Annotated in this window: 9 protein-coding genes; 2 read left to right on the top strand and 7 right to left on the bottom strand. The window is 59.1% G+C overall.

The genetic code is table 11. The annotated features are described in order from the left end of the window. Positions 1-18: 18 nt before the first annotated feature. Complete coding sequence (mpl, locus tag AFK63_RS01480) at positions 19-1398, bottom strand: UDP-N-acetylmuramate:L-alanyl-gamma-D-glutamyl-meso-diaminopimelate ligase (RefSeq protein ID WP_038867626.1); 1380 nt, start codon at positions 1396-1398, stop codon at positions 19-21. Between the two features lie 175 nt (positions 1399-1573). Between mpl and fbp the strand changes: the two genes are divergently transcribed. After that, positions 1574-2572: a class 1 fructose-bisphosphatase gene (fbp, locus tag AFK63_RS01475; protein WP_038856242.1), complete on the top strand. Its 999-nt coding sequence runs from the start codon at positions 1574-1576 to the stop codon at positions 2570-2572. Positions 2573-2784: 212 nt separating this feature from the next. On the opposite strand, the gene AFK63_RS01470 is transcribed toward fbp, so the two are convergent. From AFK63_RS01470 to ytfQ, 5 genes are all read right to left on the bottom strand, one after another. Then, the gene (locus AFK63_RS01470; RefSeq protein WP_038867624.1) at positions 2785-4350 is read right to left on the bottom strand and encodes a methyl-accepting chemotaxis protein; all 1566 of its coding nucleotides are present in this window, start codon (positions 4348-4350) and stop codon (positions 2785-2787) included. Positions 4351-4460: 110 nt separating this feature from the next. Next, positions 4461-5450 (bottom strand): galactofuranose ABC transporter, permease protein YjfF, encoded by a 990-nt coding sequence (gene yjfF, locus AFK63_RS01465; RefSeq protein ID WP_038867623.1) that lies wholly within the window; start codon positions 5448-5450, stop codon positions 4461-4463. Beyond that, a complete protein-coding gene (gene ytfT, locus AFK63_RS01460) occupies positions 5437-6462 on the bottom strand; it encodes a galactofuranose ABC transporter, ATP-binding protein YtfT (protein ID WP_144420881.1) in 1026 nt (341 codons plus the stop codon). The genes yjfF and ytfT overlap by 14 nt, the downstream gene beginning before the upstream one ends. Before the next feature lie 10 nt (positions 6463-6472). Next, a complete protein-coding gene (gene ytfR, locus AFK63_RS01455) occupies positions 6473-7975 on the bottom strand; it encodes a galactofuranose ABC transporter, ATP-binding protein YtfR (protein ID WP_038867621.1) in 1503 nt (500 codons plus the stop codon). A 188-nt stretch (positions 7976-8163) separates the two neighbouring features. Continuing rightward, on the bottom strand, positions 8164-9120 hold the full coding sequence (gene ytfQ, locus AFK63_RS01450; protein ID WP_038867620.1) for a galactofuranose ABC transporter, galactofuranose-binding protein YtfQ: 957 nt from the start codon (positions 9118-9120) through the stop codon (positions 8164-8166). 400 nt (positions 9121-9520) lie between these two features. On the opposite strand from ytfQ, the gene ppa reads away from it, so the two are divergent. Beyond that, a complete protein-coding gene (gene ppa / locus AFK63_RS01445; protein ID WP_038867619.1) occupies positions 9521-10048 on the top strand; it encodes an inorganic diphosphatase in 528 nt (175 codons plus the stop codon). A 48-nt stretch (positions 10049-10096) separates the two neighbouring features. On the opposite strand, the gene AFK63_RS01440 is transcribed toward ppa, so the two are convergent. Further along, positions 10097-11692: a methyl-accepting chemotaxis protein gene (locus tag AFK63_RS01440; protein ID WP_038867617.1), complete on the bottom strand. Its 1596-nt coding sequence runs from the start codon at positions 11690-11692 to the stop codon at positions 10097-10099. Positions 11693-11857 lie beyond the last annotated feature (165 nt).

Genomic DNA, 11857 nt, shown 5'->3' with positions numbered 1-11857 from the left:
TTTATCAGCGAAAACGGCTCAATGCGTCTGCGCCTGTTCAGCTTTTTTCGACAGCGCGTCCAGCAGTTTCTGATGAATGCCGCCGAACCCGCCATTGCTCATCACCAGAATGTGATCGCCCGGCTGCGCGGTTTTAACAATCATCTCTACCAGCGTGTCGATGTCAGCGCTCCAGTGGGCGGGCTGAATGCAGGCGTCCGCCACCTCCGCCACCTGCCACGGAATATGGTGCGGCTGGAACAGGAACACTTCATCAGCGCGACCGAGCGACGGCGCGAGATCGTCTTTGCAGACGCCCATTTTCATGGTGTTGGAGCGCGGCTCCAGCACAGCGATGATGCGCGCGGTGCCGCCCACTTTGCCGCGGAGCGCAGCAAGCGTCGCGAGAATCGCCGTCGGGTGGTGCGCAAAATCGTCATACACGGTGACGCCGTTGGCCTCGCCGCGCAGCTCAAGGCGACGACGCGCGTTGACAAACGCGCCGAGCGCCTGGGCGGCGTCAGCCGGCGTCACGCCCACATGGCGCGCCGCGGCGATGGCGGCCAGGCCGTTTTGCATGTTGTGCTCGCCCACCAGTTGCCATTCCACCTGGCCCACGCATTCGCCGTCCAGCCACACTTCCCATTTCGAGGCATCGTTGGTGAGTTTTTTCGCCTGCCAGCGGCCCTGCTCGCCGAGCTGCTCCTGCTCGCTCCAGCAGCCCATCGCCATCACCTGTTTAAGGTTGACGTCGTTTTCCGGCCAGATGATTTTTCCCTGCCCCGGCACGATGCGCACCAGATGGTGGAACTGCTTCTGGATAGCTTTGAGATCGTCAAAGATATCAGCATGGTCGAATTCAAGGTTGTTCAGCACCAGCGTGCGCGGCGCGTAGTGAACAAACTTGGAGCGTTTATCAAAGAACGCGCAGTCATATTCATCCGCTTCGATAACAAAAAACGAACTGTCGCCGAGGCGCGCGGAGACATCGAAATTGCCCGGCACGCCGCCGATAACGAAGCCAGGCTTGTAGCCGCAGGCTTCCAGAATCCAGGTCGCCATGCCTGCCGTCGTGGTTTTCCCGTGGGTGCCCGCCACCGCCACAACCCAGCGGTCGCGCAGGACGAAATCGTGCAGCCATTGCGGGCCGGACATATAAGGAATGCCCTGCTCCAGCACCGCCTCGACGCACGGGTTGCCGCGGGTCATGGCGTTGCCAATCACGACCAGATCCGGGCGCGGCTCCAGTTGCGAGGCGTCATAGCCCTGAATCAGGTCGATCCCTTGCTTTTCCAGCAGGGTGCTCATCGGCGGATAGACGTTGGCGTCCGAGCCCGTCACTTCATGACCCAGCGAGCGCGCCAGCATCGCCACGCCGCCCATAAATGTGCCGCAAATTCCCAGTATATGAATACGCATAGGTACAGTCCTTATTAAAACTGGGGGACATTCTACCTGTATGCAGCGGGGCGAATAAATGCATTTCAGGATAATCCGCATTTTGCTGGCGCGATTCACCTGTGCGCTACAATTTGAATCTTTGTTAAGATTGTTGCGATCGCTTTACTCAACTTCAGGATGCAGGGAAAGTGTTATGAAAACGTTAGGTGAATTTATTGTTGAAAAGCAGCACGAATTTTCTCACGCCACCGGGGAACTGACGGCGCTGCTGTCGGCAATAAAGCTTGGCGCGAAGATCATCCACCGCGATATCAATAAGGCCGGTCTGGTCGATATCCTGGGTGCCAGCGGCGTCGAAAACGTGCAGGGCGAGACGCAGCAAAAACTCGATCTGTTCGCCAATGAAAAGCTGAAAGCCGCGCTTAAGGCACGCGATATCGTGGCGGGCATCGCCTCCGAAGAAGAGGACGAAATCGTGGTTTTCGAAGGCTGCGAACATGCGAAGTACGTCGTACTGATGGACCCGCTGGACGGCTCTTCCAACATTGACGTTAACGTTTCTGTCGGCACCATTTTCTCTATTTACCGTCGCGTGACGCCGGTCGGCACGCCGGTAACGATGGAAGATTTCCTGCAGCCTGGCAGCCAGCAGGTCGCCGCAGGCTACGTGGTCTACGGCTCCTCCACAATGCTGGTCTATACCACCGGATGCGGCGTGCACGCGTTTACCTACGATCCGTCGCTCGGCGTGTTCTGCCTGTGTCAGGAACGTATGCGCTTCCCGGCCAGCGGCAATACGTACTCCATTAACGAAGGGAACTACATTAAATTCCCGATGGGCGTGAAGAAGTACATTAAATATTGCCAGGAAGAGGACAAAGCGACTCAGCGCCCGTATACCTCGCGCTATATCGGTTCGCTGGTGGCGGATTTTCACCGTAACCTGCTGAAAGGGGGTATTTACCTCTACCCGAGCACCGCGAGCCACCCGGAAGGCAAGCTGCGCCTGCTGTATGAATGCAACCCGATGGCGTTCCTGGCCGAACAGGCGGGCGGTAAAGCGAGCGACGGCAAACAGCGTATTCTGGACATCAAGCCGGACAGCCTGCACCAGCGCCGTCCGTTCTTCGTCGGCACCGAACAGATGGTAAATGACGTCGAGCGGTTTATCCGCGAATTCCCGGACGCGTAAGCGCGCGTTGAGCGGTAACAACAAAGGCAGCCACGGCTGCCTTTGTTGTTGATGGAGAACCGTGGGAAACGGCATAAACGGCGGGTGCGCTTTGCGTACGTGCTCCACAACCCCTTTATCTGCCCTTTTTCGTAAGGCGGGTCAGCGCAGCGCACCGACCACATTATTGACCGCCCCGCCCTGCCGCCTGCTTCGCCGCAAACGCCGCAATATTACTGTACCGTCTGCAACCGGAAAGAGGCCATCGCTTCCACCAGTTGCTGCGCCTGCTCTTCCAGCGAGCGGGTCGCAGCGGAAGATTGCTGCACCAGCGCCGCGTTCTGCTGGGCGGTTTCGTCCATCTGGCTCACCGCGATATTCACTTGCTCAATGCCGCGACTCTGCTCCAGCGACGCATCGGCTATCTCGCGCACCAGCTTCGTCATTCGCAACACTTCTTCGGCTATCTCATCCATTGTCTCCCCGGCCTGCTGGGCCAGCTCGCTGCCCTCGCCTACCTGGCTTTGCGAATTACTGATCAGCGTGCGAATTTCTTTAGCCGCCTCGGCGCTGCGGCTGGCGAGCGTGCGCACTTCGCCGGCCACCACCGCAAAGCCGCGCCCCTGCTCGCCCGCGCGCGCGGCTTCCACCGCCGCGTTCAGCGCCAGGATATTGGTCTGGAAGGCGATGGCGTCAATCACGCTCAGAATGTCGCCGATACGGTTTGAACTGCCGGAAATATCACGCATTTTCTCAATGACATAACACACCATCTCGCTGCCGCGATCGGCAGTCTCGGAGACCGCTTTCGCCAGCTGGTGCGCCATCCCGGCGTTATCGGCGTTCTGTTTCACCGTCGCGGTGATCTGCTCCATACTCGCCGCCGTCTGCTCAAGCGACGTGGCGGTGGATTCGGTGCGCTGGGCCAGATCGACGTTGCCCGCCGCCAGCTCGCGGCTGCCGGTGTCTATCTGCGCGCTGGCGTCGCGCACGCGCATTACCGACCCGGCGAGTGACAAACGCATGGTTTCGATAGCGCTGACCAGACGCCCCAGCTCGTTATTACTGCTGGCGGTCAGGGCGCGGGTTAAATCGCCCGCCGCCACGTGTTCCAGCTGTTCTACAGACTGCGCCAGCGGCTTTAACAGCAGATGGCGCAGCGCCAGCCAGACCAGCGTCATCATCGCGGCGGTAAGCAGCGCCACCAGCCCTATCAGCGCCAGCATCACCTGTTTTTGCGCCAGTACGCGCTCCACTTCCCGGCTGCCGCGCGCCTCGCCCCAGCGCTGGAACGCGTGTACATCGTTATCAAACGCGCGGGTGAGCGGGATAAGCCCATTGCCGAGCAGATCGTAATAATCGTCCGGGCTTTGCTTGTTGAGCGCGGCCATCATCGGCGCGAGCCCCTGGCTGTTCAGCGCGTTGAAGCTCTGGTTGAGTTTGCTCAGCAACAGCGCACCCTGTTCGTCGTCCACATCGCTGGTGAGTACCGTTTTCAGCAGTTGCTGGCCGCTGACCAGCTCGCCCGCGATCGTTTTAATCGACGTCGCCGCGTCATCCACCATGCCGATTTCCATCAGGCGCACCGCCTGCCCCGCCTCGTTACGCGCGCGCAACAGCAGCGTATAGCCTTCGTTCAGACGCATCATTTTTTCGCCCTGCAACGCGTTAATGCGCTGTAAGGACGCAGAACTTTGTGTGAGTGAATAAATGCCCATGGCGCTCACGAGCAGAAGCAGAAAAGCCATGACCGCCAACAGCGTCAGCAGCCCAGTACGGATAGAGAGATTTCTCAACATGGTGGGGTCCCGGTAATCGCGATAGCTTATTCCATTGAATAAAAAACTATCGGCAATGACCGGGGGAAGTTTAGACAGTTCAGTCAGATCAAGATCTTATATCTGAAAAGTTAGTGCGGCGTCACACGTGTCACTTCAGCGCTCTGTCGGCGTTCCCACAGTACCGTCAGCCCGCGTTGCAACGCGATAAAAATAAACAGCAGCAGGCCGATGGCGATTTTGGTCCACCAGGAGCTTAATGTACCGTCGAAATTAATATAGGTCTGGATAAGCCCCTGGATTGCCACGCCGAACAGCGTGCCGAGCACCGTGCCGACGCCGCCTGAGAGCAGCGTGCCGCCAATCACTACCGAGGCGATGGCGTCGAGTTCAACGCCCACGCCCGCCAGCGCATAACCCGCCGAGGTGTAAACGGAGAAGACAATGCCCGCGAGCGTGGCAAGGCCGGTTGAGAGCATATAGATACGCACCGTGACGCTGCGGGTCGAGATCCCCATCAGATTCGCGGAAGTGGCGCTGCCGCCGATGGCATAAACCTGGTTGCCGAAGCGGGTGCGGTGCGCGAGGAAAATCCCGATAATCACCACGCCGAGCATCAACAGCCCCATCGCGCTGAGCCGTCCGCCGCCCGGTATTTTCCAGGCGAGACTTGAGAGCGTGTCGTAGATCGGGTGGTTAATCGGGAGAGATTCCTCAGAAACCAGATAACTGACGCCGCGCAGAAAGAACATGCCTGCGAGCGTGATGATGAACGCCGGAATTTTGAGCGCGTCGATAAGCCAGCCCATCAGCGCGCCGAACGCGCAACCCATCATCAGGATCAGCGGAAACGCCACCAGTGGCGACATGCCCCAGAAGCCGATCGCCTTGGCGAGAAACACCCCGGTAAACGCGATCACCGAGCCGACCGACAGATCGATACCGCCGGAGAGGATCACAAACGTCATGCCGACCGCGATGATCCCGAGAAAGGCGTTATCAGTCAGGATATTGCAGATCACGCGCGTCGAGGCGAACCCCGGAAACTGCGTCAGGCAGTAGAAGTAGCCGAGCACAAACACCGCCAGCGTGATAGTGAGCGGCAGGTTACGTTTTATCATGGCGGCGCACTCCTTTAATCAGACCAATAAACCACGGCGACTGGACAATCAGCACGCAGAGCACCACGACGGCTTTCACCACCTGGTTCAGCTCCGGCGGGAAGCCGGATAACAGAATCCCTGTATTCATCCCCTGAATAATCAGCGCGCCGACGACCGACAGCGCCAGATTAAAGCGCCCGCCCATCAGCGACGCGCCGCCAATCACCACCGCCAGAATGGCGTCAAGCTCAAGCCACAGCCCGGCATTGTTGGCGTCCGCGCCGCGAATATCCGCCGTGACGATAATCCCGGCGATAGCCGCGCACAGCCCGCTCAGCATATAGGTGAGCATGACGATAAGCCGGGTACTGACGCCCGCGTTTTTCGCGGCGCGAATGTTAATCCCTACCGCTTCAATAAACATGCCGAGCGCGGTTTTACGGGTGAAGAGCCAGAACGCCAGCAGCGTCACCAGCGCGATGATGACCGGCGTGGGGAAGAGCAGCAGCGAGCCGCTGCCAAGCCAGGCGAGCGACGGCGAATCAAAGGTGACGATCTGCCCGGAGGTAATGAGCTGCGCCACGCCGCGCCCCGCGACCATCAGGATCAGCGTCGCCACAAACGGCTGGATTTTCAGTACGGCGACCAGAATGCCGTTCCACAGCCCCGCCAGCACGCCGACGCCGAGCGCGGCCAGGATAACCACCGCTAGGCTGTGCCCTTGCACCGTGAGCGTCGCGGCGGTCGCGCCCGCTATCGCCATGACGGCGCCGACGGAAAGATCGATGCCGCCGGTAGCTATCACCAGCGTCATGCCGATAGCGAGCAGCGCCACGGGGGCGGCGCGGTTGAGGATATCTATCGGGCTGCCGAAAAGTCGCCCGTCCTGTAAAACTATCTGGAAGAAGTGATCGGCCACTAGGCCATCAACCAGCAGCACCAGCAGCAGCGCCGCGAGTTGCGGCATGCCGGGCGGCCACCGCCAGCGGCGCTTCGGCGCTCCCGTTTCCGGTAATGAACGAGACATCACGCGTTGCTCCTTATGCCGCAATGGCATTCATAATGGCGCCAACCGAGAGCTCCCCGAGCGGGATCTCCGCCACCTGCTGGCGGTCGCGCAGAATAATCACCCGGTCGGCGTAGCCCACCAGTTCTTCGAGCTCCGACGAGATAACCAGCAGCGCCAGCCCGTCGGCGCAGAGCGTTTCGATAAGCCGGATAATCTCTGCGTGCGCGCCAACGTCAATGCCGCGCGTCGGCTCATCAAGGATGAGAAATTGCGGTTTTGTCAGCAGCCAGCGCGACAGCAGAACCTTCTGCTGGTTGCCGCCGGAGAGCAATTCGATGGGCTGTTCCGGCCCTGGAGTACGAATGCCGAGCTGGCGAATAAACCGCGCGGCGATCTCATCCTGTTCGCGCCGTGGGATCGGGCGCAGCCAGCCGCGCTGGGCCTGAAGCGCCAGAATGATGTTTTCACGCACCGAGGCGGCGCCGATGATCCCATCCGTTTTACGATCCTCCGGGCAGAAACCGATGCCAAGCCGCGACGCCTGCTGCGGCGAGCGCAGCGTCTGCGGTTTACCTTTGATGGTAGCGGTGCCGCTGTCCGCCGGGTGAATGCCGAAGATCACTTCGGCGGTTTCGGTGCGCCCGGAACCGAGCAGTCCCGCCAGGCCCACGATCTCACCGGGACGAACCTCCAGCGAAAACGGCGCGATGACGCCTTTTTTACCGTAATCCTGGAACGCGGCGACCGGTTTTTCGCTAAGCAGCGTGCGACCGGCGCGCTGGAGAGCGTTACTTTCCAGCTCACGTCCAAGCATCATTTTCACCAGCTCGATTTGCGGCAGCTCGGCGGTCTCCCGCGTGCCGACAAATTTTCCGTTGCGCAGCACCGTGATGCGATCGGTGACTTCATAAACCTGATCGAGAAAGTGGGTGACGAACACCAGGCTGACGCCCTGCGCGCGCAACTGGCGCATCAGGGTAAAGAGCATTTCGACCTCTTTGGCATCGAGGCTCGCGGTGGGTTCATCGAGGATCAATACGCGCGCCGAGAGATCGATCGCGCGACAGATAGCGACGATCTGCTGCATCGCGACCGAAAAGCGGTTGAGCGGTTCGCGCACGTCGAGATGAAAACCATAAGATTCGAGCAGCGCCGTGGCGCGCTTTTCCATCTCCCTGCGACGCAGCAGGCCAAAGCGGCGCGGCTCGCGACCGATAAAGAGGTTATCGGCCACCGACATATTAGGCAGCAGGTTAACCTCCTGGTAAACGGTGCCGATGCCGAGCTGCTGCGCGTGCGCGGTGTTGCGCGGCCGCACCGCCTCGCCGCCGAGATAAATCGTGCCGCCGTCAGGCTGATAGACGCCGGTGAGCGCTTTAATCAGCGTCGATTTGCCGGCGCCGTTTTCCCCCAGCAGCGCCATAATTTCCCCGCGCCGCAGGCTGAAATCGACATGGTCGAGCGCCTTTACGCCAGGAAACGTTTTGCTTAAGCCTTCCGTTCGCAGGATTTCCTGGTGATTATCGTTATGCATTGTCGGACTCTCCTGTGGCCCCGGGCCGGGTGTCGTGCGATGCCGTGAGTGCGCCGGCCGTTATAGCGGGCGCGCTGGTCGTTGCGGCGGGTGCGCTTAATCGCCCACTTTCCCTTCCAGGGAGAGGGCCGGGGTGAGGGGCAGTGCCCTCACGGCCCCCTCGCCAGAAGCCGGTCACGCGCGGCGGCTTAATACCCCATCGTTTTCTTCTTCTCTAACATCTCTTTGGCGGTATCCGGCAGATAGAGCACCGACTGGGTGATGGTCAGCTTCTCCGGCTGCGTGCCGTCTTTCCTGAATTTCTCCAGCGCGTCGAACGCCGGGCCGGCCATATTCGGGGTCAGCTCCACGCTCGCGTTCGCCTCGCCGTCTACCATCGCTTTGAAAATATCCGGCACGCCGTCGATAGAGCCCGTGAGGATATCTTTGCCCGGCTTCAGCCCGGCCTCTTTGATGGCCTGAATGGCGCCGATCGCCATGTCGTCGTTATGGGCATAAACCATGCAGATGTTTTTGCCGTTGTTCTCGGCTTTGATAAAGCTCTCCATGACTTCTTTCCCTTTGGAGCGGGTAAAGTCGCCGGATTGCGAACGGATAATCTTGATGTTGGACGCTTTCGAAATCGCCTCGGCGAAGCCTTTCTTACGATCGATAGCCACGCTCGCGCCGACGGTGCCCTGCAACTCCACGACGTTACACGGTTTGCCCGCGACGGTTTTCACCAGCCACTCGCCGATAAGCTTGCCTTCCAGCACGTTGTCGGCGGTGACGGTGGTCATGTAGAGCGACTTGTCTTTCACATCAATGGAGCGGTCCAGCAGGATAACCGGGATCTCCGCGTCTTTCGCCTCTTTCAGCACCGGCTCCCAGCCTGTCGCGACTACCGGCGCGATAAAGATAGCATCCACGCCCTGGGCGATAAACGAACGCACCGCTTTGATCTGGTTCTCCTGCTTTTGCTGGCCATCGGCGACTTTGAGCGTAATACCGCGCTTCTGCGCCTCGCTTTTCGCAACGCTGGTTTCCGCCGCGCGCCAGCCTGATTCAGAGCCGACCTGAGAAAATCCCACGGTTAACGGGGCCGCCAGCGCCATAGACGACATGGCTGCCGAAACTGCTGTGACAACAAGTAAGCGCTTCCACATAAAGGTATCCTCGTCGGGTTATTGTTGGGTAAGGTCCACCTGTGGCGAAACTATAGACAAGCGTGGATGTAACTGAATGCGTTACATCACAATTCAAAAAAGTAACGAAAAGGTTAAAAAACAGGATGACCTTGATTTCACGCCAGCCGGGAGACAGCGCGGCGGGCGGCAGGGCGGCATCGGGCAAAAATTTTTAGCGTAAAAATGCCCGTTAACGACGCTTTGTAAACGGTTTCAGTAATTTATTGAGGATGCAGCTGGCTTTATGGATTAATTTGTTATGGGAAAACGCTGAAAGCACCACCAGGCGCGCGGGCGAAAGAAAAGAGTCCACGACTTTCCATTGCAGTTGGCTATAATACCGGGCACTTGTTTGCCATACATTTTTAAGGAAACAGACATGAGCTTACTGAACGTACCTGCGGGCAAAGATCTGCCGGAAGACATCTACGTTATTATCGAAATTCCGGCTAACGCGGACCCGATCAAATACGAAGTGGATAAAGAGAGCGGCGCGCTGTTTGTTGACCGTTTCATGTCCACCGCGATGTTCTATCCGTGCAACTACGGCTACATCAACCACACCCTGTCTCTGGATGGCGACCCGGTTGACGTACTGGTCCCGACGCCGTACCCGCTGCAGCCGGGCTCTGTGATCCGCTGCCGTCCGGTCGGCGTGCTGAAAATGACTGACGAAGCAGGCGAAGATGCCAAGCTGGTTGCGGTACCGCACACCAAACTCTCTAAAGAGTACGATCACATCAAAGACGTGAATGACCTGCCGGAACTGCTGAAAGCGCAGATCGCTCACTTCTTCGAGCACTATAAAGATCTGGAAAAAGGCAAGTGGGTTAAAGTGGAAGGCTGGGATAACGCCGAAGCCGCTAAAGAAGAGATCCGCGCCTCTTTCGAACGCGCGAAGAAGTAATTCGCCGCGAAGAAAACACCGCCTCCGGGCGGTGTTTTTTTATGGGCGTTACGCCAGCGCTTCATCCTGACGCGCGGCCAGACGGAAAACGCTGACGGAGTCGAGCAGCTTCTCGGCCTGATACTGCATCGACTGCGCCGCCGCGGCGGATTCCTGCGACAGCGCGGCGTTCTGCTGCGTCGCAGCGTCCATCTGGGTGACCGCGATATTCACCTGATCGATGCCGGTGCTCTGCTCGCGGTTCGCCATCGAAATGGTTTCGACCAGCTCGCTCACGCGCTGCACGCTTTTCAGGATCTCTTCCATCGCGCTGCCCGCGCCTTTCACCAGACTGTTGCCTTCATCAATACGGCTGACCGAACGGTCAATGAGGTTACGGATATCCTGCGCCGCCGAGCCGGAACGCTGCGCCAGCGCGCGCACTTCCGCCGCCACGACCGCAAAGCCGCGCCCTTCCGCGCCTGCGCGCGCCGCTTCTACCGCCGCGTTGAGCGCCAGAATGTTGGTCTGGAAGGCGATACCGTCAATGACGCTGATAATGTTGCTGATTTCAGTGGAGAACTGGTGGATTTCGCTCATGGTTTGCACCACGCGCTCAACCACTTCGCCGCCCTGCCCGGCCACCTGACACGCGTCGCGCGCGATGTTGCTCGCAAAACGCGAGTTTTCGGCGTTGTTTTTCACAACCGACGTCAGCTCTTCCATCGACGCCGCGGTCTCTTCCAGCGCGCTCGCCTGCGCCTCATTACGTGCCGAAAGCTCGCGGCTGCCGGTGGCGATTTGCGCCGACGCGGTAGCGATGGTCTCCGTACCGCTGCGCACGCCGGAAACGATGCGGGTCAGGTTCGCATTCATCTCCTGGAGCGCGCCCATCAGTTCGGCGGTTTCATCACGCCCGCTGACGGTGATCGGCGTTTGCAGATCGCCTGCGGCGACGTTGCGCGCGATAGTGACCGCCTGCGCGAGCGGGCGCGTAATGCTGCGCACCAGCCAGAACGTGATGATGATGCTGGCGATAAGCGTCAGCGCCATCGTGATAAGCAGCATGGTGCGGGTCTGCTGATACTGCTCAAGATTGCGCGCTTCGGTCTGCCGGGTCAGCAACTCCGCCTGTTTCAGCGTTTTGGCGACCACCTCGTCAATCATCCGGGTCGGCTCGCGGTCAATGCCGCTGACCTGCTTATCGACGCGCTGGGCGCTCGTCACATCGGCGATGTCATACTGCGCAATCGCCGCCAGATAGCTTTTTTCCAGCTCGTCGTGCAGCGTGATGGTCTGGCGTACTTCATCGGCGTTCAGCCCCAGTTGCGGCAGCAGCGTCGTCAGGCGGTTTAACAGCGCCTGGGTTTTATCGCTCTGAGCAATAAACGCGGCTTTGTATTTATCAAAGTCCGCCTGCCCATGAGAGCCGCGCAGCAGGGTGTTTTTCCACTCCTGAACCTGAATTTTGAACTGCACCTGCGCATTACGCGCGGTGTCGATGCTCTCCGCTATCACCTTTTCCGTGGCCATAATCTGGTTATTTTGCTCAAGCCCGTCGGCGTTGATAGTCAGGCCGCGAATGCCGATAAACAGCACCGCGACAAGCAGTAACGCCGCCAGCAGACCGAGCCGTTGCCCGATAGTCAGGTGGTTTAATTTCATACTCTGTCTTTCCCATGGTGTAAGCGCGCCTGAAAGGGACGCGTCAGATCTATCGGCCTGCAAAATGCAGGCTTTATGGGGCGTAAGCGAGCAGAAAGAGTAGCACTGGTTAAGTTGTTAATTAGCCACGCTAAAACATTTATGGCAGTTTTATGACAGCGCAGA

The sequence above is a fragment of the Cronobacter muytjensii ATCC 51329 genome, from assembly GCF_001277195.1.
GTDB classification, from domain to species: domain Bacteria; phylum Pseudomonadota; class Gammaproteobacteria; order Enterobacterales; family Enterobacteriaceae; genus Cronobacter; species Cronobacter muytjensii.
This window is presented reverse-complemented; position numbering and strand designations above follow the sequence as displayed.

Excerpts from the sequence above, each read along its gene's own strand:
- mpl (WP_038867626.1), bottom strand. The coding sequence starts at position 1,398 with ATGCGTATTCATATACTGGGAATTTGCGGCACATTTATGGGCGGCGTG.
- fbp (WP_038856242.1), top strand. The coding sequence starts at position 1,574 with ATGAAAACGTTAGGTGAATTTATTGTTGAAAAGCAGCACGAATTTTCT.
- AFK63_RS01470 (WP_038867624.1), bottom strand. The coding sequence starts at position 4,350 with ATGTTGAGAAATCTCTCTATCCGTACTGGGCTGCTGACGCTGTTGGCG.
- yjfF (WP_038867623.1), bottom strand. The coding sequence starts at position 5,450 with ATGATAAAACGTAACCTGCCGCTCACTATCACGCTGGCGGTGTTTGTG.
- ytfR (WP_038867621.1), bottom strand. The coding sequence starts at position 7,975 with ATGCATAACGATAATCACCAGGAAATCCTGCGAACGGAAGGCTTAAGC.
- ytfQ (WP_038867620.1), bottom strand. The coding sequence starts at position 9,120 with ATGTGGAAGCGCTTACTTGTTGTCACAGCAGTTTCGGCAGCCATGTCG.
- ppa (WP_038867619.1), top strand. The coding sequence starts at position 9,521 with ATGAGCTTACTGAACGTACCTGCGGGCAAAGATCTGCCGGAAGACATC.
- AFK63_RS01440 (WP_038867617.1), bottom strand. The coding sequence starts at position 11,692 with ATGAAATTAAACCACCTGACTATCGGGCAACGGCTCGGTCTGCTGGCG.